The sequence below is a fragment of the Bacillota bacterium genome (assembly GCA_030705925.1).
Taxonomy (GTDB): domain Bacteria; phylum Bacillota; class Clostridia; order Oscillospirales; family Feifaniaceae; genus JAUZPM01.
The window spans coordinates 17,180-41,322 of the sequence record JAUZPM010000013.1 but is presented as its reverse complement, the minus strand read 5'-3'; the positions used below and the strand labels follow the sequence as shown (position 1 = coordinate 41,322).

At 40.6% G+C, this 24,143-nt stretch carries 23 protein-coding genes and 1 pseudogene; 18 read left to right on the top strand and 6 right to left on the bottom strand.

Annotated features, from left to right (window positions below):
• The coding region (locus Q8865_03535; protein ID MDP4152503.1) for a cadherin-like beta sandwich domain-containing protein at positions 1–5,513 on the bottom strand (5,513 nt) is incomplete at its 3' end.
• Positions 5,514–5,741: 228 nt separating this feature from the next.
• On the opposite strand from Q8865_03535, the gene Q8865_03530 reads away from it, so the two are divergent.
• Positions 5,742–6,185: a C-GCAxxG-C-C family protein gene (locus Q8865_03530; GenBank protein MDP4152502.1), complete on the top strand. Its 444-nt coding sequence runs from the start codon at positions 5,742–5,744 to the stop codon at positions 6,183–6,185.
• Positions 6,186–6,211: 26 nt separating this feature from the next.
• Here Q8865_03530 and Q8865_03525 read toward each other — a convergent pair whose 3' ends face one another.
• Positions 6,212–6,964, bottom strand: a complete 753-nt coding sequence (locus Q8865_03525; GenBank protein MDP4152501.1) for an ATP-binding protein — start codon at positions 6,962–6,964, stop codon at positions 6,212–6,214.
• 197 nt (positions 6,965–7,161) lie between these two features.
• Here Q8865_03525 and rplM point away from each other — a divergent pair, with 197 nt between their 5' ends.
• The 6 genes from rplM to Q8865_03495 all read left to right on the top strand — a co-directional run bounded on the left by rplM (position 7,162) and on the right by Q8865_03495 (position 11,105).
• Entirely contained in the window at positions 7,162–7,590 is a 429-nt protein-coding gene (gene rplM / locus Q8865_03520; protein MDP4152500.1) for a 50S ribosomal protein L13, read from the top strand.
• A 14-nt stretch (positions 7,591–7,604) separates the two neighbouring features.
• Positions 7,605–8,009, top strand: a complete 405-nt coding sequence (gene rpsI, locus Q8865_03515) for a 30S ribosomal protein S9 (GenBank protein MDP4152499.1) — start codon at positions 7,605–7,607, stop codon at positions 8,007–8,009.
• Positions 8,010–8,156: 147 nt separating this feature from the next.
• The gene (locus Q8865_03510; protein ID MDP4152498.1) at positions 8,157–8,687 is read left to right on the top strand and encodes an alpha/beta hydrolase; all 531 of its coding nucleotides are present in this window, start codon (positions 8,157–8,159) and stop codon (positions 8,685–8,687) included.
• Positions 8,688–8,705: 18 nt separating this feature from the next.
• Positions 8,706–8,909, top strand: a complete 204-nt coding sequence (locus Q8865_03505) for a hypothetical protein (GenBank protein MDP4152497.1) — start codon at positions 8,706–8,708, stop codon at positions 8,907–8,909.
• 36 nt (positions 8,910–8,945) lie between these two features.
• Entirely contained in the window at positions 8,946–9,704 is a 759-nt protein-coding gene (locus Q8865_03500; protein ID MDP4152496.1) for a methyltransferase domain-containing protein, read from the top strand.
• A gap of 402 nt (positions 9,705–10,106) precedes the next feature.
• A complete protein-coding gene (locus Q8865_03495; GenBank protein ID MDP4152495.1) occupies positions 10,107–11,105 on the top strand; it encodes a 3D domain-containing protein in 999 nt (332 codons plus the stop codon).
• Positions 11,106–11,190: 85 nt separating this feature from the next.
• Here the strand turns inward: Q8865_03495 and Q8865_03490 are convergent, their stop codons facing one another.
• Together Q8865_03490 and Q8865_03485 are read right to left on the bottom strand one after the other, a co-directional pair.
• Positions 11,191–11,460, bottom strand: a complete 270-nt coding sequence (locus Q8865_03490) for a pro-sigmaK processing inhibitor BofA family protein (protein ID MDP4152494.1) — start codon at positions 11,458–11,460, stop codon at positions 11,191–11,193.
• A 23-nt stretch (positions 11,461–11,483) separates the two neighbouring features.
• Positions 11,484–11,765, bottom strand: a complete 282-nt coding sequence (locus tag Q8865_03485) for a hypothetical protein (GenBank protein ID MDP4152493.1) — start codon at positions 11,763–11,765, stop codon at positions 11,484–11,486.
• Positions 11,766–11,917: 152 nt separating this feature from the next.
• Here Q8865_03485 and Q8865_03480 point away from each other — a divergent pair, with 152 nt between their 5' ends.
• Positions 11,918–12,094, top strand: a complete 177-nt coding sequence (locus Q8865_03480; GenBank protein MDP4152492.1) for a hypothetical protein — start codon at positions 11,918–11,920, stop codon at positions 12,092–12,094.
• Between the two features lie 126 nt (positions 12,095–12,220).
• Here the strand turns inward: Q8865_03480 and Q8865_03475 are convergent.
• Together Q8865_03475 and pyk are read right to left on the bottom strand one after the other, a co-directional pair.
• Positions 12,221–12,382 (bottom strand): annotated as a pseudogene (locus Q8865_03475) (transposase).
• Between the two features lie 231 nt (positions 12,383–12,613).
• On the bottom strand, positions 12,614–14,365 hold the full coding sequence (gene pyk / locus Q8865_03470) for a pyruvate kinase (protein ID MDP4152491.1): 1,752 nt from the start codon (positions 14,363–14,365) through the stop codon (positions 12,614–12,616).
• 266 nt (positions 14,366–14,631) lie between these two features.
• On the opposite strand from pyk, the gene Q8865_03465 reads away from it, so the two are divergent.
• From Q8865_03465 to purD, 10 genes are all read left to right on the top strand, one after another.
• Positions 14,632–15,198: a DUF1836 domain-containing protein gene (locus Q8865_03465; protein MDP4152490.1), complete on the top strand. Its 567-nt coding sequence runs from the start codon at positions 14,632–14,634 to the stop codon at positions 15,196–15,198.
• A gap of 45 nt (positions 15,199–15,243) precedes the next feature.
• The gene (locus Q8865_03460; GenBank protein ID MDP4152489.1) at positions 15,244–15,675 is read left to right on the top strand and encodes an NfeD family protein; all 432 of its coding nucleotides are present in this window, start codon (positions 15,244–15,246) and stop codon (positions 15,673–15,675) included.
• Positions 15,676–15,702: 27 nt separating this feature from the next.
• A complete protein-coding gene (locus tag Q8865_03455; GenBank protein MDP4152488.1) occupies positions 15,703–16,623 on the top strand; it encodes an SPFH domain-containing protein in 921 nt (306 codons plus the stop codon).
• 324 nt (positions 16,624–16,947) lie between these two features.
• Complete coding sequence (gene purE / locus Q8865_03450; GenBank protein ID MDP4152487.1) at positions 16,948–17,457, top strand: 5-(carboxyamino)imidazole ribonucleotide mutase; 510 nt, start codon at positions 16,948–16,950, stop codon at positions 17,455–17,457.
• Complete coding sequence (locus Q8865_03445) at positions 17,450–18,181, top strand: phosphoribosylaminoimidazolesuccinocarboxamide synthase (protein ID MDP4152486.1); 732 nt, start codon at positions 17,450–17,452, stop codon at positions 18,179–18,181. Before purE ends, Q8865_03445 begins: the two co-directional genes overlap by 8 nt.
• Entirely contained in the window at positions 18,174–19,583 is a 1,410-nt protein-coding gene (gene purF / locus Q8865_03440; protein ID MDP4152485.1) for an amidophosphoribosyltransferase, read from the top strand. The genes Q8865_03445 and purF overlap by 8 nt, the downstream gene beginning before the upstream one ends.
• A gap of 89 nt (positions 19,584–19,672) precedes the next feature.
• Positions 19,673–20,713, top strand: coding sequence for a phosphoribosylformylglycinamidine cyclo-ligase (purM, locus tag Q8865_03435; GenBank protein ID MDP4152484.1), 1,041 nt, complete (start codon positions 19,673–19,675; stop codon positions 20,711–20,713).
• Complete coding sequence (purN, locus tag Q8865_03430; protein ID MDP4152483.1) at positions 20,707–21,315, top strand: phosphoribosylglycinamide formyltransferase; 609 nt, start codon at positions 20,707–20,709, stop codon at positions 21,313–21,315. The genes purM and purN overlap by 7 nt, the downstream gene beginning before the upstream one ends.
• Positions 21,316–21,319: 4 nt before the next feature.
• On the top strand, positions 21,320–22,864 hold the full coding sequence (gene purH / locus Q8865_03425; protein MDP4152482.1) for a bifunctional phosphoribosylaminoimidazolecarboxamide formyltransferase/IMP cyclohydrolase: 1,545 nt from the start codon (positions 21,320–21,322) through the stop codon (positions 22,862–22,864).
• Between the two features lie 11 nt (positions 22,865–22,875).
• Complete coding sequence (purD, locus tag Q8865_03420; protein MDP4152481.1) at positions 22,876–24,135, top strand: phosphoribosylamine--glycine ligase; 1,260 nt, start codon at positions 22,876–22,878, stop codon at positions 24,133–24,135.
• The last annotated feature ends 8 nt before the right edge of the window (positions 24,136–24,143 follow it).

Here is a 24,143-nt window from a genome sequence, read left to right as displayed (position 1 = left end):
CCGTCAATTTTATCAGCTGGCGTTACAACTGCGTTTGCAAGTGTGCTGTTAGTTGTTGCCGTTACTGACGGGATAACTGATGTTCCGTATGGAAGCGTCACATTGTAGGTATCTACTGAGGAACTAAAGCCGCTTACTGTTGTACCGTTGACCTGCAGATCCTTCAGTGTCGCATCTTTCGATTTGCCTATTACATAGTGAACGAAATACTGTTTTGTTGTTGTGCCGTCTTGCGCTGTTACTGTTATTGTTATTGTCGCCGGCACTATTGGGCTATCCGAAATAGGTACAACAGTCGCTGTTGTGTCTTCCGGTGTTACCGTTATATTCGGAACTGTTGTAGTTCCGGTTGGAAGAACAACTGTGTAATCCGTTGTGTTGGTATCGAATGTCTTATCAAGTGTTCCCATTGACGGTTCTATATTCGATAAGTTTGCATTCGTTGATGGTAAGCCTCGTGTGAAGTTTACTGTATACGCAAGTTTTGTCGCTCCATCCTGCGCAGTTACGTTAATAACAACAGAGCTCGGGATGGTTTGATCTTGTGAAGTAACAGCATTAGCGTTTTTATCTGTTGTAGTAAATGCGACTAATGGAGCTTGGGTCGCCGCATATGGAAGTACAACATCATAGGTGTATTTTGTAGAACTAAATCCTTCTACTGGCGTTCCGTCAAGCGTTATGTTTGATAATGTTGCATCCGTTGATAATGTAGCAGTTTCGGCGGGAACAGTAACGTTAAACGAATTTGAATCGTTCGCTGCGCCCTTGGCAAATCCTACAGCTACAGTAAACGCCGCATCCTGCTGCCCATATGCAGGGCGTGTTACATAAGCATTACCGCTGTCATTTTCGAAAACGATTGCAGCATTTGTTGAGTTCCATGACAGAAATACAAGGCCATACTTCGTTGAATAGCTTGTAGAAACTTTAAAATCTCCAGTTATGGTTGTAGATGGAATCGTAACAGCTGCTTTTGCAATGCTTACAGCCAGTGTATCCATCGCAGCAGTAAGTGTGGAATAGTTTGTAACCAGAGCTTGGTCTGTCGGTGAAAGTGCAGTATAGGCACTTAGTGCAGCATCGACTGTTGTCTCAGTCGGCGTAGATCCAATTGCATTAATAAGATTAATTGTATCAGTTACTGCCTGTGAAGTTCCTGACGTACTCACTGTTAGAGTTAAAGGAGCTTCTTCAGTTCCGCTGCTTAATGTATTGTTATTACCGTCAATAGCTTTTAGGTAATAAGAGACAACCGTTCCATCTGTAAAAGTACCGGTAACATCTTTAGAGAATGGATAAGATGTTGTATTAGCGACAGATATTGAAGTCTTAGCTGAATCATTTTTTTCTGCAAGACATTGCTGCTGTACAAGGTCAAGAGTGGTCTTTGTATAGGCAGTATCGCCTGGCAGTTTATAACCAAATTCAACATATCTTACATCAGTATCATCTGTTACAGTACCAGTAAATGAAATTGTTGTATTATTGCCAGTTGCTTTAAAATCATCCGCTTTAGGGGCTGTAACATCGCCTAAATCATAAGGAATATAAGTGTATTTCAAAATTCCAAGATTAGACTGTTTATGAGATTCAGTTGACGATGCAACTGTAACAGCGTTGATTCCACTTGCCGCTATGGTACTGCCTGTTATCAAGTATTCCGCATCAACGAATAAAGAAGCATCGTTATTAGCGTCATATCTGAAATTTGCGTATGTTCCATCAAGATGTCCGGCAGTTGAGGTAAGTCCTCCGCCAAGGTCAGGACCGTATGCAGCTACGCCGCTTATAAATCCATTAGGATAATTCTTTAAGTATAATGTATCAAAGCTTGTAGATTCATCACTGCGTGGCTTTATGGAGAGCGTTGTGTTATCTGCCGCCTTATCAATCAGATAGACGAAACCGCCTGTAGTCGCACTATAGTTGTCAATATAGAAATTCGTTCCTGCTGCCGCTGGTGTTTGACCGGCACTGGTTCCAACAGCCATAGGCTTTACAACAAATATCTTTGCTTTTGCGCCATATTCAGTAAGGAATTGTGCAGTTGTATAATTCTTTATTGTAGTAGATGTATCATTCTTAATCCAAATTACCCCAACTTCACCTGGCTCTAAGAAAGCAGGGTTATCGTGATTTGTATCATCTGTTCCTGGCTCTGCCATAGCGTCGCCTGATGCATACTTCTGGATCTCGTTAAACATTACATAGTTAATTGTAGACTTAGTATATGCAAGTTTATAGTTTCTCAAATCAACAGCAGTATTTCCGTTATTAAGCACTTCAACATAACCAAATTGGTTGTTTGTACCTGCAGGATTTGAAGAAATGCCGGTTACAACAACTGAATTATTAGTTGCCGCGCCTAGAGATTTATACTTATTAATCCACGTATTGTATTCATTTAAATTAGTAAGAGTTGCCTGTTGTTCAGGCGTTAAAGTGTCAATCAGGCTCTTAAGAATACCAAGCATTTTAGGACTTGGAATTTCGTTTACAATCGAATCAATATATGCATCAATTGTTGTTGCATTTGGATTATTCTGAACGGCCTTGATTGTACCCGGAGTCGGATATGCTGAAGTGTCAACTATCATATCATTGACTTGGTTATCAAAGTATCCGTAAGAAATTGCTGAGTTGCTTTGTGCATCCGGATATAAACCTTCAGGATCATATTCCGCATGTGCTATTGTCTTGTTGTCATGCAACGTTGATAAAAATTCTACTATATCATCAGTTCCGCTGTTATAAAGTCCGCCTCTTAGATCGATGCTTGATCCATCAGTTTCAGTATTCATTACTACAACTATAAAGTTTTCTTTAGCCACGTTGGAGCTATAGAAAGTATTGAAATCTGTACGGATCGTTTCAAGATCAGCATCTGACGAGTATTTATAACCACACTTATAAGAATCCCCGTTGTAGTTGCTGAAAACGTAAGTCTGTCCCGGCTGCAGCCATCTGCTTACAGTTGACTGTGTCACAAAAGACGCACTGGGGTTTGTAAGCTGCTTATCATCTGCGCCCATTATAAGATTCATGGTTAGATCATCAAGTAAAACTGGATCTGTACCTTTTACAGTTACTTCAACATACTCAGAGTGTTCATTTCCAAGAGTTGCCGTTCCTTTCGCCAGATATTCAGCATTGAATAAAATCTCGGTTACAGCAAGTTTATAATCATAAACAGCTTTCTCTGCTGCTCTTAAAAGCGCATACTTGGATACGTATGCTTTTTGATCTGCAGTAAGAGCATCATATGCTGCACGTGCTGCTTTCACATCATCTTTATATGTGGCAGATGCAGAATTTAGCGCTGCAATCTGAGCATCTACAACAACTGCAGCATTATAAGGAGCCACAGCAGCATTAAATGAATCTTGATCCGCAGATATCTGGAACGGATAAATTGTTCCTGGCGTCATCCCGCCAGCCTGATTATAAAGCAAGCTCTCAACTGGATTTGTGGCACAGCCTGGATAATACACATAAACTAATGAAGTGCCATTACCGCCGTAGCCAACTGCTGTTGTACTATATCCTGCAGTTGCAACAGCCGTACTTGTAGAAATCTTTGTGAATGTAATGACGTTTTTGTCACCGCTGTTCCATAGGTTTGTGCAGGTAGTATCATAAGTTGAATTATCGATATCACTCTTAGCCGGAACAATAATGCGGCATCCCGGTTCAGCTGAAATACCGTAAATATCAGTAAACGACTGCCAATATGCCTGTCTCTCTGTATATGATTTATACTTATAGCCTGAGCTATATGAATCCGTTTGATAAACTCCGAATAGATAGGTCTTACCCGGCATCAATACTTTAGGAGCTCCGTCTTCTGTCAGGAAAACTGAATCTGTATAAGCAGTATACGAAGTGCCCATAACCATATCGATTTTAAGATCCGAGAGAGGAATTGGATCGCTGCCAATTACCGTCGCTTCAATAAATTCTGTGTGGTCAGCACCATCAGCGGAAGCTTTTTTCAAAGGCGAATTAGGATCAGGAGCAATTTCTGTTATTCTAAGACCGTAAGTATATAGTGATGATTCAAGCGCCACTAAAGCACTGTATTTCGTTACCAATGTTTTTTGTATTGGGGTAAGAAGTTCGAACTGAGAACGAACAGCCTTTACAGCGTCGATTGTTGGCGTTGCGCCAAGTCCGTCAATCGCAGTGTCTAAAGTTGCCGCTGCTGCTGTATCGTCGGTTGTAATAGCTGTTGCAGTAAGCGGAGACCCGCTGTTATCTAATATCGTAGTATTATTAGCGGTATCAATAACCTTTATTGTATACTGGATTGTTGGTGATTTAATAAAGTCAGCCGATAATTTTAAATTTAAAGAATAATTCTTTACAGATCCAGTTGCGCCGGTAGCGTCATAAAAAACGTCGCCGTCTTCAACAAAATCTTTCTTATATACGGTGTAAGCTGTGTCACTTGGATTTTTATAGTCAACTTCAATATATTTAATACTTTGATCGTCAGCAAAATCTGCTGAAATTGTCGAATCGCTAAGAGGTTCAGAGGTTTTATTCGTTATGGTTGGCGCATTTGTCTCTGAAATATAAACCGGATATTCATTATAGTTTAACGCACCAAAATAATCATTTAAAGAAATTGCAACATTGTAACGGTTTGTAGTGGCGTCAGTATATGATACATGAGAAACGCCTGTATTCGCATCATATGCAAGGGAACACGATGCGCCGTTGTCACTCGTATTAGGTCTCATGCAAGAGTTAGTACTAACTACTGTTCCGGCGCTTAATACCTCATTGGTATTTTGTGACGCTGTTATATTACCGCTAGAATCTTGTTTTACTATGTAGAACCAGCTTCTCTCGGTCGTTTTCATATCGAGATAAAAGTTAGTGCCAGCAGTATTTGTAGTTGGCGGAGCTACAATCTGTCCGTTCTGTTCTGGATATTCCGCCACAACGACCTTACTAGGATCATATTTGTAAGCCTTAGCGACTTTTTCAAGACCTAAGTTCAAATACTCATCCAAGTATTTATTATATGTGCCTCCTGCAAGGTATCCAGACTGTATATATCTGACCCACACGAGTCTGCTTTCACCAGGAGCAAATGGTATAGGTTTACTTGTGTCCTCAGTATAACCTGTCCAATAACTTGACCCTGCTGTAAAACGGTTGATCTGCGTCCCTGTAGTAGTTCCTACAAATGATGAAAAAGTAGAGTTTCCTGTCAGCAAATCTGTAGGAGTATCTTTTTTAAATGCTACTCCATATTGTCTAAGATCTAACGTTTTGCCTGATGCATTATAAATCTCCAGTACATCATAAGCATCTTGAGCAATACTTGTGCCGTCACTAGCAGTGTAGTTTGCGCCGTTTATTACTACCTTTGTTACTATGATTTCCGGAATCGGATTAATCGTAGTACCAGTCTCCCCGTCAGCAAATACGGAAACAGGTAATAGCCCCGCTATCATGCCAAACACAAGAAGAATAGACAGCAATCTGTTGGTTTTTTTCATTTTACCTCTCCTCTCAAAAATCAAAATATACTATTTTGCTACAGGTTAAGTGTAATTAGTAATATATACAATGTCAATAAACTTAATGTTTATTATACAAAAATTGTGAATTTTGTACTATTAATTAACTGTTTTTTTGGTTAATATACTTAGTTCGTATACCAAATTTATCATGGCAATAGAGTTACTTTGAGTTATAATAATATAAGTATTATACGGAGGAATAAAATGGATATAGCAGAAAGAGCATCGAATAATTTCTACAGCGGTTACAACTGTGCGCAATCGGTATTTTCCGCGCTTGCCGAAGAACTAGGTTTGCCCCGCGAAACTGCCTTACATATTTCAGCGGGTTTTGGTGGTGGAATGGGCGGATTGCGCGAAAAGTGCGGCGCTGTAACAGGTATGTTTATGGCTGCCGGTCTTAAATATGGCAATTATGATCCGAGTGACAGAGAGGCAAAAGCAGAATTATATAATCTTATCAAAGAACTTGATAAAGCTTTTAAAGAAAAATTCGGAACCTGCATCTGTAAAGAGCTATTAGAAAAATCAGAATGTGCTGCGCTTCCCTTACCTTCGCTTAGATCTGAGCAATATTATAAAGAACGCCCTTGTGCTGTGTTTGTTGAAGAGGCCGCTCGAATTGCAGAAAAAATTCTGTTAAAATAAAAAAATCAGCCCTAGGGCTGATTTTTTTATTCATTATCTTTAGTTTTATAAACCTTTCTTCCAATCTGAGGTTGGATAAACCCTCCAACGCCTGACCGGCACATTGCCCCGAATATTCGTTCCCTCAAACCGCGGTTTGATTTTTCAAGCTGAAATAAAAGATCTTTAACAAATTGTCTCTGTGTGTTTCCGTTCGCCAGACATGGATTTTTATAAATGGGAAGTTCATTTTTCCTTGCAAATCCCCTTATATCTTTCTCATGCATATATATAAGAGGTCTAATTAATGTAATATCTTTACGGTCAAGGTATGTTACTGGTGAAAAACATGATATTCTGCCTTCATAAAATAATGAAAGAAAGAAAGTTTCAACAGCATCATCAAAATGATGACCCAGTGCTATTTTATTGCACCCCGCAGACTTTGCCGCATCATGAAGCGCGCCCCTCCTCATCTTCGCACATAACGAGCATGGATTTTTTTCTTTCCTAATATCAAAGACAACAGGGGCAATTTCAGTTTTAACTAAAATAAATTGTATATTCAAACTTTTGCAGTATTCTGAGAGCGCGGAAAAATCAGAATCGGGGAAACCCATATCAAGTGTAATAGCTATAACTTCAAAATTTTGCGGATAAAACTTTCTAAGCTCTGCTAATGCCGATAGAAGCGTGAGCGAATCCTTCCCACCCGACAATCCTACCGCGACTTTGTCTCCATCATTTATCATATTATAATCATCCACCGCACGGCGGACTTTGCTTAATAGTTGCCTCATAATAAACCCTCCCGTTACATTTTATTATACTTGAACAGAAAAATAAAAATCAAACGTTAGCATTAACGAGCAAATTGAAGATATAGTGAGCATTTTAAAGTGTTATAAATATAAATCAAATTTACTGTTGACAAATTATTTGAGTGTGGTTATAATATTTTTTGCATGGAATTTTAATTAATCAGGAGGAATATAAAATGTCAACATTTATGGCTAATCCACAGACTGTTGAGCGTAAATGGTATATTGTTGACGCCAATGGGAAAACCCTTGGAAGACTTGCGGCTGAAATATCTGTTTTATTAAACGGTAAACATAAAACAACATACACAAGCCATGTCGATTGTGGCGATAATGTTATTGTTTTAAACGCTGCTAAAGTCAAGCTTACTGGTAAAAAGCCAGAGCAAAAGTATTACCGCACACATTCCGGTTATCCGGGGGGACTTAAAGAAGTCCAGTATTCGAGAATTCTAGCAACCAAGCCGGAATTTGCTATTAAAATAGCTGTCCGCGGTATGCTGCCGAAGAATTCTATTGGCAGAAACAGTTTAACCCGCCTGCATATATTCAATGGCGCAGAACACAATCATCAGGCTCAGATGCCCGAAGTGTATAATAAGTAAGGAGGAAGTTAGAAATGGCAAATACAGATAATAAACCATATTTTTACGGAACCGGCAGAAGAAAAAAATCTGTTGCAAGTGTTAGACTTCTTCCGGGTACAGGTAATATAACAATTAACGGCAGAGACATTGACGATTATTTCGGTCTTGAGACTTTAAAGCTGATAGTAAGACAGCCGCTTGAGCTCACCGGTTTTATCGGAAAATTTGATATCATATGCAAAGTTATAGGTGGCGGTGTATCCGGTCAGGCCGGCGCCATCCGTCATGGACTTGCTAGGGCTCTTCTTCAGTCAGATGAATCTCTTCGTCTCGCTCTGAAAAAAGCAGGTTTCTTAACCCGCGATCCAAGAATGAAAGAAAGAAAGAAGTACGGCTTAAAAGCTGCAAGACGTGCTCCACAGTTCTCAAAGAGATAATTTGCACAATATTCAACGATATTCAATCAAGCAAAAGAGCTCGACACTGTTCTATAGTGTCGAGCTTTATTTTTTTAATGGTTTACTCCCCCAACAATTAATGCTATTATAATGTATAAATAATCCAGAGAATATGGAGAGCCTCGTATGGAATACAAACATATCGAATATCATTACAAATTAGAAAAGTCAGATACTGTCATAGTTTTTATTCATGGTATTCAAGGAAGCCCTTTGCAGCTTGACTATTTGATTCAAATGCTCAATGGATTATATTCAATTGAGAACCTTCTCTTGCCAGGGCATGGCAAGACAGCGTATGATTTTAGAAAAAGCAGCATGGCACAATGGCAGAATTATGTCGATGAAAGTGTCAAGAAATTACAAAGCGAATATAAAAACATTATTTTAGTTGGTCATTCAATGGGATGCCTTCTTTCTGTCCAATCAGGAATTTCCTATCCCAATCAAATACGAGGGCTATTTTTGATAGCAATGCCACTCAATATTCATATTAAATATTCTTATATTAAAAATAATTTATTGGCGGCCTTCTGTAAAACTGATAAGAATGAAATTGTTGCTGCAGCTAGAAAAGGAAACAGCGTTTCCACATCTAATCCTTTTGAATATGTGGCATGTATACCGCGATATATTGAGCTATTAAAAAAAAGTTAATCAACGCGGGAGCTTTTAATGCAACTGCAGCTGCCAGTAGTTCTTGAACAGTCGATAAATGATGAAATCGTTAGTAATAAGTCTTTAACATATGCTGAAAATAAGCAAAACATCCGCGTGATTAAAATAAATAACTCGGGACATTATTATTACCCGCAAGAGGCAAAAGAACAAATTATTAATACCTTGAATGACTTTATAATAGAAGTAACTGCAAAATAGATTCATTTCTCATAATCTTAGTGAAAGGACATAGCAATGGACTCAATTAAAAGAAGTATAGAGACAACTAAAAAAAGTTTTGAATTAAGTTTTGGTGAAGAACAGTTTTATAATAAACAAACACAGGATGAGAAACATCTTAAACTGATTTTGGATAGTCTAAAGCTCACAAATGGAATGAAAATATTAGATCTTGGAACAGGCAACGGGTATATGGCATTTCCGATAGCCGTATCCAATCCCGGTGTTGAAGTAATTGGGTTAGACATCGTTGAACAGACACTTTCAAAAAATAGAAGCAAAGCCGAAATGATGGGAATTGGCAATTTAAAATTTTGTGCTTACGATGGTGTCACATTCCCATTTAAAGATAATGAGTTCGACTATATAATCTCCCGTTATGCATTACACCATTTTCCTAAATTAAATGTTACATTTAGCGAAATGAATAGGGTATTAAAGGCTAATGGAAAGCTTGTTATTTCAGATCCAACGCCAAATAGTAATGATTCAAGTAAATTTGTTGACGAGTTTATGCAAATGAAAGAAGATGGGCATATTCAGTTTTACTCTTTGCAGGAATATGTTTTGCTGGCAAAAGAGGCAAATTTCAAATTTATATCAAATACTTGTTCAGAAATAACATTCCCCCGAAAAAATGCAAAATCATATGAGTATTTACTGAATAAGCACAGTAAGGAAATCACAGATGGATATCATATAAACGTTATTAATGACGAAATATACATAACAGAGCAGGTTTTGAATATGATATTTGAGAAGGACTTGGCTTAAGAGCCAAGTCTTTTTTTATACACAGATTTATAAATCTATACTTTGTATGTATTGTACAAAGCCGATATGCGAAAATGGGCAATTCACGCCACTTTTTGCAATATTTTGGGTTGTGTTCGCCACGCAACATGTAAAAATGCACAAATTTACTCATTTTCACTATACATTTCAGTTTTCTTATGGTAAAATATCACTTGTTCCAACTCACAGAGCATTGTAAAATTGCATAAAATAAAATAGTTTATACTATATATTTACTAAGGGCTTAAATACTAACCCATATGTATAATATGGCAAACAAATGGAAATACTATGTATACGGAGTCGACAAATACACTACAGCAAGGTATAAACTAATTACCGAGTGATGCGCTGTTTTTTTGCGCACGCATGGAGGTTAAAATGAAAAAAAGATTGAGGGAGGTTTTGTTTAAGCGAAATAGTGCACTCTTATTTTTAGCAATAATAAACCTATTAGCACTTACGCTTATCATAAACCAAACAAGTATCGTAAGAATTACGGACGACGGCAAAACGACCACAGTAAAAACCATGCAACACAAAACGCAACAGATTTTAAGCGCTGCTGGAATTAAGGTTTCCGAAAACGACTTGGTTGACGACAGCAATAATAAAGGATTTATAAAAGAAATTGTAATCAAAAGGGCTTATCCGATCCATATTTTATGTGACGGAAAAGACAACGTAATCAACATGGTTGAAGGAACAGTTGATTCAGCGCTTAAAAAAGCCGGCATTACACTGACTGAGTATGATTATACCGATAAAAAAATGTATGACTCTCTATACCCTAATATTAATATTCAAGTAAGCCGTGTTAGGGTTGAAACAGTTAAAACCGACACTGAAATACCATATGATGTAAAACGCCTTGAAAGCACGGAAATTCCGAGAGGCAAAATTCAGGAATTAGTACAGGGGAAAAACGGTATTTCGCGTTCAGTTGTAAAGAACATTTATGTTAATGATGCATTATCTACTTCACAGGTTTTAGAAAAAAGCATTGTTACTCAGCCAGTAACAGCAGTCCTGCAAATTGGAACTGGTGGAGAGCAGGTAACAAGCCGCGGCGATGCTTTCCGTTATAATTATTATGTAGATATGGAAGCGACAGCCTACACTTATAATAATGGGTCCAACATTACTGCCACCGGCAAAAGAGCATCAGTAGGCCGGGTCGCAGTGGATCCAACGGTTATTCCGCTTGGAACAAGGTTATATATATCCTACCCAAACGGCAAGTGGTCTTACGGGTATGCAGTTGCAGAGGATACGGGCGGCGCAATCAAAGGCAAGCGGATAGACTTATTTTTAAACTCTGAAAATGAATGTAGAAGCTTTGGGAGACGTACCGTAAGAGTTTATATTCTTGATAATTAAATTTAAAGAACCTCAGTAATACACTGAGGTTCTTTTCTGTAATTTAGCAATAAAAAAATCCGGGTTATACCGGATTCTTTTTTTATTAAACTCCAAATATCAATTTTAAAAGCAATAAAGCTGCTATGCCAGGTATTCCTAATATTCCGGTCGTTAATATTGTGATCCAGTTTAATGCTATTGTAACACCTATGTATTTTCCCACGTAATTTATTATTAATAAAATGAGAAGGCCAAGCAGACTATTCAGAAGAAACTTTATTATTTTTCGAATAGGTCCTAAAAATAGTCCAATACCTATCATGACTGCGGCAACTCCCATTGCCCCAAGCATATAATTTCCATATAACTCCATGCTATGTCCCCTCTCTTATAGCATTAAGCCCCGCTTGGCAATTCATCAACTGCCTCAAAATGAGATAAACTTTCATTTTCACTCTCAGCTATAATTTTCTTCAGTGTCTTAATTAAATACCCCTGACGTTCAGTTAACGAAAGCATTTCGTAAATAAGGCCATCAATTAACTTTTCATCCGTTACAAGATTAAATTCACGGTTGACGGCCGCTATTCTTCCATTTATTTCACGAAGCTCCTCTGTTAAACTTTCCTTTGTAACCGGCATACTTTCAAGACGGTCATTTTTTAAAACTGCGTACATCCTATCCTCCAATAATATTTATTAAAACACCCGTTATTATTATTATTCCTTTTTTACAAATTTATACCTTTTTAAGAAATTCCATCACCAAATTTGAATCAAAGAATAAAATAAAAGTGTATTAGCAAAAATATTGTGGGAGGAGAGCATGGATGAATTTTAATATTTCAGAAGTTACACAGCGCTACTGCCCGGTAATCAAAAGCAATGTACTGTTTCAAACCGCTCGAAACGGTGATTCCTGCAGCGAGGAAAATTGTTTGAATAGTCATATATGTAATAAAGAATTTGGTGGCTGTCAAAACAGCTACTGCAAAAACAGAGCCTGAACGGCTCTGTTTCAGACTGCATACAAAAAGCGTTTCATCAATGCATGGGGCGCTTTTTTGAACATATTGTGGAAAAAACGAGAACAGGAAACTAGAAAAAGCCGATTTTGGAGAGTTCTTTCGCTTTCATTTCGTCAGCTTTTTCAGATTCATGTATGCAAAAGTAAGCGTGACCTGCATCTTCACTTTTTGCAGTCCACGCAGTCTTGTATAGCGCATACCGTGCTTTTCCTTGGCATCGGCAAAAATGCGCTCTATCGTCTCCTTGCGGCGCTCATATATTTCCTGTACTCCGGCGTGTACCGATAGGCATCGGCAATCTCAATAGTCTTCGCATAAGGTGATTCTCCGGTAATAAATCCTCCAGACACATAAAGTGTACCTGCTTCAGCCTTTTTTATCCCGTTTTACCTACATTAAAAGCACCGGGTTTATGGCTCTATTTTGCCATAAACCCGGTGCTTTTGTCTTCAGGCTGAAGCGCGGTTAAACCGCGCTTCTTTGTATAATGTAAAATTATTAAACTTTGGTTTCTCCATTATAAACAAGTCCGTGAGAAGCATCAACAGTTGCAGTCGCCCCGTTTTTCAAAATACTCACAGCTCCTTCAGCCCCGCAGATAACAGGAATATCAAGAACTAAGCCCACAGTCGCAGCATGTGATGCGGCGCCGCCCTTCTCCGTGATTATTCCGCCTGCACGTTTAAGTATTTTCATAATAGCATTTGAAGTTTCTGGTATAACTAGAATATCCCCGTCGGAAAAACGCATTACAGCCTCTTCCTCAGAGTTGCAAACACAAAGTTTGCCAATAACTGATTTTTTCGAAATTCCCAAACCCTTTACAAGTACATGCCCAACTGTATGGACCTTTATAAGATTTGTTGTGCCTGCAACACCTAATGGAACTCCTGCAGTCAGGACAACAAGATCACCGAGTTTAACATAACCAGACTTCATTGCAAGATCGACCGCATGGTCGAAAAGTTCGTCTGTGCTCATCATTTCCTCAACAATAAGCGGAGTAACGCCCCATGACATAGAAAGCTGACGAGCCACTCTTGGATCCGGTGTACATCCTATTATTGGAGCAGCCGGTCTGTACCTTGAAATAAGGCGGGCTGTTTTTCCTGTTTTTGTAACTGTAATTATTGCAGCGGCTCCCAATCCGTGGGCAGTTGCACATGTTGCAAGACTAATCGCATCAGTAACATTTAATGAGCTTTCATTTTCAAACGTTGAAAAACGTTTCTTATAGTTTATATCTGCTTCAGTTCTCTCGGCTATTTTGCACATAGTTTGAAGGCTTTCAACCGGATATTTACCAATTGACGTTTCCCCTGAAAGCATAATCGCACTGGTACCGTCATAAATAGCATTTGCGACATCAGTCGTTTCAGCACGCGTAGGCCGCGGGTTTTTTATCATTGAGTCCAACATTTGAGTTGCAGTTATACATTTCTTTCCTGCTAGATGTGTTTTTTTGATTAAGAGTTTTTGTATACGCGGCAGCTCTTCAAAATCAATTTCAACACCCATATCACCACGAGCCACCATAATGCCGTCAGATACCTTTATTATATCCTCGACATTGTCAACGCCTTCGGCGTTCTCGATTTTCGCAATGACTTGTATATGAGATCCGCCATTTTCCTCAAGTATACGCAGCACATCAAATACGTCTTCAACAGAGCGTGTAAAAGATGCCGCAATAAAATCAAAGTCATACTTTATTGCAAAAAGTATGTCGCTAACATCCTTGTCCGATAGATATGGGATGTCAAGATGTATGCCCGGAACATTAACACTTTTATTGTTTGACAGTGGGCCGCCAACAACAACCTTGCAGCAAAGATCTCTACCATCAATATGATCCAGCTTTAAACGCAAAAGCCCGTCATCAATGAGCAGGGATTGACCTGGATGCATGCAATCGGCAAGCTTATCTGTTGAAATATGAGCCTTTGTTTCTGTTCCTAAAAAGTCTTCTGGTGTTAGTGTAAAAAAATCACCTTCATTTAATGTAATACTATCGTGTTCAAAACGACCTAGTCTGATTTCGGGGCCCTTCGTATCCAGCATCAATGCAACGTGCAGCCCTAGCTCTTCCCTCATCTTTTTTACCATTTCAACACGTATTGCATGATCTTCGTGTGTTCCGTGGGAAAAGTTGAGACGAGCTACGTTCATGCCGCCAAGCATCAATTCTCGTAATATCTCTGGATCATCAGTGGCGGGACCGAGTGTACAAATGATTTTGGTTTTACGCATATTAAGCTCCGTTATGCCGAGACAGGATAGTTGCCGCGGCTGCCGTCATTTTCAGCGGGCGGCGCGCCGATTTATTTATCAGCAGAATCGAATTCTACCTTTAAACTGTATAAAATTGTGATTACCCCTCCCATTATCATACTTATTGATTATATCATAATTCCTAAAAAGTTAAAATATTCATTTTAAAAAATCTTAAGATTGCTATTGACAGTCACTCGACCACGTGATATAATTAAGTCACTTTATTAAAGGAGGAAAAGAGCATGAGAGAAATGCAACTTCCGGGTATGACGATTGTGGCTGATCTGTCTATCCCAGAAAGTGCAGAAAGAATACTGAACTCAATTTTTTTAACCGGAGGAGTAGTATTATCACAAGTATCACAGATGACAGGATTAAAATCACATGTTATTCAAAACTGGGTAAAGCGTGGTTTTGTTTCATCACCTGTATCAAAAAAATACTCCAAAAGGCAGTTTTGCCGCATAGTTATCATCAATATGCTTAAAGACAGTCTTCAAATCGACACGATCACAAAACTAATAAGTTATATTAACGGCGAGCTCGACGATGAGTCTGACGACATAATAGATGACAGCATACTTTATAACCTGTTTGTGCATATTGCTTCGGCTCTTGCGTCAGATAAATTATTGACTTTTGACAATATAGATACTGCAGTACGTGACGCTCTTTCCAGATATAATGAGCCAAATGAAGAAAGCCGACTTAGGTTGTTTAATGTGCTAAAAGTAATGACGGCCGCTTTTCTTTCAGCGCAGTATAAAAAAATGGCAGATAGCTCACTTATTTCTGCTGGAGTTATATAAACAAATAATTATAAATAAATTAATATTAAAGAAGGAGGGAAAAACTTGACACCTATTATTTATGCATGGTTCGCTGCAATGGTCATATTTTTGGTTATAGAATTAATAACGCCTCAGTTTATAAGCATTTGGTTTGCTTTTGGCTCAGTTGTTGCACTTATTTTGGCAGCTGTTGGCTTGCCCCTTTGGATGCAGCTCACCGTATTTGTTATTATTTCAGGAATTCTTGTTTTCCTGACAAGGCCGTTATATAAAAAATTCTTAGCAAAAACAATTACTCCAACAAATGCAGATAGTCTTATCGGTCAGACCGGAATAGTAATTGCCGATATTAATAATCTTGAAGCAGTTGGACAGGTCAAAGTAAAGGGTCAAATATGGTCTGCATGCTCAGAAAATGGCGACCCAATAAGCACCGGTGAAAAAGTTCTGATAAAAAAGATTCAGGGAGTCCGTCTATTTGTTGAAAAAATTTAATTATAATTTTTATAAGGAGGAAAAGAAATGCTTTACGTTTTCCTAGGCATAGCAATACTTATTATACTCATCGTAATTACTAACATCCGTATAGTACCTCAGGCATACGCAATGGTTGTTGAACGTCTTGGTGCATATTACGCGACATGGCAAACAGGTCTTCACGTGAAAATCCCGTTTTTTGACAGGATCGTAAGAAAGGTTTCATTAAAAGAACAGGTTGTTGATTTTCCGCCCCAGCCGGTTATCACAAAAGATAACGTTACCATGCAGATCGACACGGTCGTTTACTTTCAGATCACTGACCCAAAAATGTATACGTACGGTGTCGAGCGCCCAATGCAGGCAATTGAAGTACTTACAGCGACCACACTTAGAAACATCATCGGCGATTTGGAACTCGACGAAACCCTTACTTCAAGGGATATCATCAATACAAGGCTTCGTATGATATTGGACGAAGCGACCGACCCGTGGGGCATTAAGGTTAACCGTGTAGAACTCAAAAATATATTGCCGCCCCGTGAGATCCAGGACGCCATGGAAAAACAGATGAAAGCAGAGCGTGAAAGACGTCAAAGTATCCTTCGCGCAGAAGGTGAAAAGAGTTCCGCTATACTGGTTGCAGAAGGACAGAAGGAAAGCGCGATTTTAACAGCAGAAGCACAAAAACAAGCTGCTATCCTTCATGCAGAAGGTGAAAAGGAATCGCGTATACGGCAGGCAGAAGGTGAAGCTGCTGCTATCGTAAAGGTTCAGGAGGCTCTTGCTCAGGGATTGAAAATGTTAAATGAGGCTGAGCCTACAAAACAGGTTCTTGCGCTAAAAAGTCTTGAAGCATTTGCCAAGGCAGCGGACGGCAAGGCAACTAAGATTATCATTCCATCTGAAATACAAAGTATCGCAGGTCTTGCCTCTGCTTTGACAGGGATTGTTGATAAAGAATAAAATTGTAACATAAAAATTGTGGGGAGTGTGTACTTCCCCACATTTTTTATTGTATAAGTTTGTTTATTTTTCTAGAAAAGAAGCCTTGAATAGATGGGTAAAATGCATTAGAATAAATATGTTATGATTTCAGTATTGGAGAATTAATATGTTACATCTTCTTTCAATAATGAATTTGAATTTTCCATCCCGCGGTTCCACCCGCATGAAATGCGGATTCGGGAGCGCGGCTCTAGGTGCAACAAAATAAGTGCAATAAAAAGGCGCAGAGTGCGCCTTTTTTCTGTTTTAAAACACAATATCACAGAGAATGAGGAGAGCTATATGGATGTAAAAAAGAAAGTTGCAATTATCATGGGGAGTGACAGTGACCTGCCAGTTTTAAAAGGGGCATTCAAAGTGCTTAAGCAGTTTGAAGTGCCGTTTGAGGTCCGAGTGATTTCGGCCCACAGAACGCCGCGGCAGGCAGAGGAATTTTCAAAAAATGCAGAGGCAAACGGTTTTGGTGTTATCATAGCTGCAGCCGGGAAAGCCGCTCATCTTGCGGGTGTTCTTGCCTCCCTTACAACACTTCCCGTTATAGGCATTCCAATTAAATCATCGACGCTGGACGGGCTGGACTCGCTGTTATCCACGGTTCAGATGCCAAAAGGTATTCCAGTTGCAACAGTTGCAGTTGACGGATCTGACAATGCGGCGCTTCTCGCAGTACAGATGCTTGCGCTTTCAGACACAGATCTTAAAACAAAGCTGAAGGCATTTAAAAAGTCAATGGAACTCGAAGTTATTGAAAAAGATCAAAAAATACAGTCGGAGGTAGAAAAATATGAATAAGTTGGAGCAGTTATACGAAGGAAAAGCAAAGAAGGTTTTCAAAACAGACGATCCCGATCTATACATTGTTGAATACAAGGACGATGCGACAGCATTCAACGGTCTCAAAAAAGGAACTATCGCAGGAAAAGGCGCTATAAATAATGTTGTTTCTAATCATTTGATGAAGATGCTCGAAAAAAAGGGCATTGAAACTCATCTTGTAAAAGAACTTTCAGATAATGAAACGCTTGTGAAGAAAGTTAAAATCATTCCTCTTGAGGTTATAGTGAGAAATATTGCGGCAGGCTCTCTTTCAAAGCGTTTGGGGTTGCCGGAAGGAACAAAACTGCCTGTCACCGTTGTAGAAATGTCTTATAAAAACGATGAACTCGGCGATCCTATGGTTAATAACTTCCACATCAAAGCACTTGGGCTTGCAAATGATGAAGAGATAAAATATCTTGAGGATACGGCTCTTGCTATTGATAAGTTCTTAGCAGATTATTTAAAAGATCTAAACATCGAACTTATAGATTTCAAGCTCGAATTTGGCAAGGACAGCAGAGGAAAAATCATCTTGGCAGATGAAATTTCGCCGGATACATGCCGTTTTTGGGACAGCGTCACAAAAGAGAAGCTCGATAAAGATAGATTCAGACGCGACCTCGGCGATGTTGAGGAAGCGTATCAGGAAATCTTAAAGAGACTGACCGGAAGGTCAAAGGAGAACAGTAATGTTTGATAATATCCATGAGGAATGCGGGATATTCGGAATATATGATAACGACGACCTTGATGCATCTCGCCTAACCTATTACGCTCTGTATGCTCTTCAGCACCGCGGACAGGAGAGCTGCGGCATCGCTGTAAATGATAACAGAACGATTTTTGCTCATAAAGGCATCGGGCTTGTGCCTGACGTTTTTAATTCTGTAATGCTTAATCATTTAAAGGGTAAAATGGCTATAGGGCACTGTCGTTATTCAACTACAGGAAATTCTACTATTGAGAACGCACAGCCGTTGGTTTCGAAATATATAAAGGGAATGCTTGCGCTTGCCCACAACGGTAATCTGATAAACAGTCATCAGCTGCGCAGCGAACTCGAAATGAACGGCGCTATATTTCAAACTACTAATGACAGTGAAGTAATAATGTATATACTTGCGCGTGAACGCCTGCGCTCATCCTCTATTGAAGAGGCGGTTCTGCGCAGCATGGCATCTTTAAAGGGTGCCTATTCGATTGTTGTAATGAGCCCCGAAAAGCTGATTGCCGCTCGAGACCCATATGGTTTTCGCCCGCTTTGCATCGGAAAGATCAAAAATTCATATGTTTTTGCATCAGAAACCTGTGCACTAGACGCAATCGGCGCTGAATTTGTGCGTGATGTCGAGCCGGGAGAGGTCGTAGTCGTCGGCAAAAAAGGACTTCAAAGTATTCGCGAAAACTGCACCGGCAAGGCAAAGCTCTGCATTTTTGAATTTGTTTATTTTGCCCGTCCGGATTCTTTTATTGAAGGCGCAAGTGTCCATACCGCTAGACAAGAGGCCGGAAAGTATCTTGCCCTCGAATACCCTGTTGAGGCCGATGTTGTCGTCGGTGTTCCGGATTCAGGGCTCGACGCAGCGCTTGGCTACTCACGTGAATCGGGCATACCTTATGGAATAGGATTTATTAAGAACCGTTACGTCGGGAGGACTTTCATTCAGCCGACTCAGGGTCAGCGTGACGTTGCAGTAAAAATCAAGCTGAATGTTTTAAAATCGACGGTAAAAGGGAAAAGAGTTGTGCTTGTTGACGACTCGATAGTCCGTGGAACGACTTCTAAGCGCATTGTTTCAGAACTCCGGGCTGCTGGGGCGACTGAGGTTCATATGCGTATATCATCCCCCCCGTTTCTCAATCCCTGTTACTTCGGAACTGATATTGACTCACGCGACAAGCTTATTGCGTGCATAATGTCAAACGAGGAGATTTGCAAAGAGCTTGGTGCTGACAGTCTAGGCTATCTTTCCATCGAAAATCTCCACAAGATCCCGGTTGGTGCAAACTGCGATTTTTGCGACGGATGCTTCACCGGCAAGTATCCTATGGATGTTGCTCCATACGAAGAGTATGGAAAACACATGCTTGAAAAGTAATTAAATTCGGTGTGCCGTTCACCGTAAAAGGCGGCGGTCACTGTTTAGACGTTAATTCTTTTTACTATACAGTGAAATTTGGAGTTAATATGAAAAGCCATAGTGAAAGCTATAAAAAAGCCGGCGTTGACGTAACCGCCGGATATGAAGCGGTCAGGCTCATGAAAAGCAGCGTGGAAAACACATTTACCAAAGGTGTTCTTACCGGAATCGGAGGCTTTGGCGGTTTGTTTGAGCTTGACACCGAAAAGTTTAATCATCCGGTTCTTGTCTCAGGAACTGACGGTGTCGGAACAAAATTAAAGCTTGCGATTTTGATGGACAAGCATGATACAGTCGGTCAAGACTGTGTCGCTATGTGTGTCAACGATATAGTCTGCAGCGGCGCTGAGCCCCTCGTTTTCCTCGATTATATCGCTGTAGGCAAAAACTACCCCGAAAATGTCGCATCAATCGTCCGCGGCGTGGCTGACGGCTGCGTCAAAGCCGGCTGTGCTCTTGTCGGCGGCGAGACTGCCGAGATGCCCGGCATGTATAAAGAGAGCGATTATGATCTTGCGGGTTTTGCGGTCGGCGCTGTTGAAAAAAGCGAGATTTTAGACGGAAGCCGTGTTTCAGCCGGTGACAAGCTTATCGCGCTTCCTTCGTCCGGCGTGCACAGCAACGGTTTTTCCCTTGTCAGACGGGTTTTTGACATTGACAACAATCCAGAAGTATTAAAACAGTATACAGAAGATCTTGGGGCACCGCTTGGTGAAGTTCTCCTTGCGCCTACTAAAATATATGTAAAACCTGTACTCGCCGCAATGAAAAAGGTCGGCATCAACGCTGTCTGCCATATCACAGGGGGCGGATTCTACGAAAACATACCGCGCATGCTTCCAAAAGGACTTTCAGCAAGCATAAACACAGACGATATAAACATACCACTTATATTTGAGCTTATCGCAAGGGTAGGAGATATAAATGCCCGCGATATGTTCAATACCTTCAACATGGGTGTCGGCATGATGCTTGCAGTTTCCGCAGACAAAGCTGATGCAGCTGTTTCCGTACTTAGAGAAAACGGAGAAGAAGCATATATTGCGGGTGGAGTTGTTGAAAGTGACGAGGGCGTGATCCTGTGGTAAATATAGCTGTTCTGGTGTCGGGCGGCGGCACGAATCTGCAGGCGCTTATCGATGCCGAGAAGCGCGGTGAAATAAAAAACGGTCATATCACTCTTGTCGTGAGCAATAAAGCAGGCGTTTTTGCTTTGAAAAGAGCAGAAGATGCCGGCATAAAAACCGAAGTAATCCTGCCAAAGGATTTTGCAACTAAGGACAGCTATTGTGATAACCTTGCGGATATATTAAAGCAGAACGATATCGGGTTGGTTGTACTGGCCGGTTTTCTAGTCGTACTTACTTCAAAATTCGTGTCACTATTTCATAATAGTATAATCAACGTTCACCCGTCGCTGATTCCGTCTTTCTGCGGGGACGGATACTACGGTCTTCGTGTCCACAAAGCTGCACTTGAGCGCGGCGTCAAAGTAACGGGGGCGACAGTCCATTTTGTTAACGAGATAACAGACGGCGGTTCAATAATCCTGCAAAAGGCTGTAAACGTTTTTGATGGTGATACCCCGGAAACTTTGCAGCGCCGAGTGATGGAAGAGGCGGAATGGCAGTTGCTTCCGGCGGCTGTCTCTATGTTCTGTGATGGAAAATTAAATGTGGAGGATAAATAGAAAAATGAAAAAACGTGCATTAATCAGCGTTTCAGATAAGGCTGGCGTTTCCGACTTTGCAAAAGAGCTTGTAGGTCTCGGCTTTGAAATCATTTCGACAGGCGGCACATTCAGGGCTTTAAAAGAGGCTGGCGTTCCTGCTATCGAAGTCAGTGAAATCACTGGTTTCCCAGAATGCCTCGACGGGCGTGTGAAAACCCTTCACCCAGCGATTCACGCCGGAGTGCTTGCAATGCGCAGCAATCCAAACCATATGCGCCAGCTTGAAGAATTAAAAATCAATACAATTGATATCGTTGCCATCAACCTGTATCCTTTCAAGGCTACGATCCTTAAAGATGGAGTTACTTTCGCAGAGGCAATCGAAAATATAGATATAGGCGGGCCGACAATGATAAGGGCGGCGGCAAAGAACTGGCAAGATGTTGCGGTTGTAGTAGACCCTGCTGATTATTCTTTAGTTGTCGATGAGCTCAAAGCAGGCGGTGTAAAGCTTGAAACCAAAGCTCGCCTTGCCCGCAAAGTTTTCAATCACACTGCAAACTACGATGCAATGATTTCCCGCTATCTTGCAAAAGAAGCCGGCGACAGCGCACTAGGCGATACCTTCACGATGACATATGAAAAGGTTCAGGACATGCGCTATGGCGAGAATCCACATCAGAAAGCCGCTTTTTATAAGGAAGTAGGAAAGGATTTCGGTGGAACTCTTGCAAGTGCAAAACAGCTTCATGGGAAAGAGCTATCTTATAATAATATCAACGATACAAACGGCGCGCTTGATCTCTTAAAAGAGTTTGACACAACCTGCATCGTTGCAGTAAAACACGCAAATCCTTGCGGAGTAGGACTTGGAAATACTGTTGTTGAGGCTTATAAGAACGCCTATACCGCCGATCCTATTTCTATCTTCGGCGGAATCATAGCTTCAAACAGAGAAATAGACGCAGAAACCGCGGCTGAGATACAGAAAATTTTTATTGAAATCTTTATTGCGCCTTCATACACAAAGGAGGCGCTCGATATCCTCACCCAGAAAAAGAATATCAGACTGCTCGAACTGCCTGAAATCTCAAAGCCAAATAAGTCTTCTTTCCTTGACATGAAAAAAGTCGCAGGCGGGCTTTTGGTTCAGGAACTTGATACAAAGCTGTTAAACGATGAAGACTTAAAGGTTGTTACTGACAGAGTGCCAACGGACGAAGAAATGAAGCAGCTCATGTTTGCATGGCGTGTTGTAAAGCACACAAAATCAAACGGAATCGTTCTTGTTAAGGGCGATAAAACTGTAGGTGTAGGGCCTGGACAGACAAACCGCATCACAGCACTTGAACTTGCAATTAAGTATGCCGCCGATAACGCCGAAGGTTCGGTTATGGGCAGTGACGCATTCTTTCCGTTCTCAGACTGTGTTGAAGCTGCTCACAAGGCGGGCATCACAGCAATAATCCAGCCCGGCGGATCTATCCGCGACAACGACTCTATCGAAGCTGCCAACAAATACGGTATTGCAATGGTGTTTACAGGTATGCGCCATTTCAAACATTAATGGAGGATGCTATGACGGTTTTGGTTGTTGGGGGCGGCGGAAGAGAACATGCCGTCATCTGGAAGCTTCTTAAAGATAACAAAGACTTAAAGATATACTGCGCGCCCGGCAACGGCGGAATACGTAAGCTGTGTGAGTGTGTAGATATAAAAGCAACTGACATAGATTCTATAGTTGCCTTCACAAAAGAAAAAAAGGTCGACCTTGTCGTAGTTACACCTGATGATCCGCTCGTTCTCGGCATGGTTGATGCACTTAATGCCGAAGGGATACGGGCATTCGGGCCTTCAAAAGCTGCGGCCATCCTTGAGGGCAGCAAGGTTTTTTCAAAAAACCTTATGAAAAAATACGGCATTCCTACCGCACGTTATGAGACTTTTGCTAGTGCCGAAGACGCAGTTAATTACATTAAAAAAGAAAACAGTTTCCCAGCCGTTATAAAGGCAGATGGGCTTGCTCTCGGTAAAGGCGTAATTATAGCACAAAACCTTGAAGAGGCTGAACAAGCTGTTAAAGAAATAATGTGCGACGGCAAATTCGGATCATCGGGCAATCATGTCGTTATTGAACAATTCTTAAGCGGATTTGAAGTTTCCGTTCTTTCTTTCACAGATGGCAAGACTATTGTTCCTATGGTAAGTGCACGGGATTACAAGCGTGCGCTCGATGGCGATAAGGGGCTTAATACCGGCGGTATGGGCAACATTTCACCCAACCCCCTATACACGGATGAAATTGCAGAAAAGTGTATGAATAAGATCTTTTTACCCACTGTAGACGCTATGAACAAAGAAGGTCGGACTTTCAAAGGCGTTATATTCTTCGGGCTGATGGTTTGCAACAATGAACCGTATGTGATCGAATATAACGCACGTTTCGGAGATCCTGAAACGCAGGTTGTGCTGCCTCGGCTTAAAACCAATCTTCTTACAGTCATGAATGCTGTCATAGACGGCAGTCTTGATAAAATAAAAATAGAATGGGATAAAAAAGCCGCCGCATGTGTTGTAATGGCTTCGGGCGGTTATCCGGGTAAATACCAGACAGGTTATCCTATCACTGGACTTGACAGCGTCGCTGAGGATATTACCGTTTTCCATGCCGGGACAAAAATAACTGGCGGCAAAATCGTTACATCAGGCGGACGTGTTCTTGGTATAACAGCTATGGGTGAAAACCTTGATACTGCCCTCGATAAAGCGTATAAAGCCTGTGAAAGCATACATTTTGAAGGCAGTTATTTCAGACATGATATCGGAAAAACGCGTTAAACCTTGAC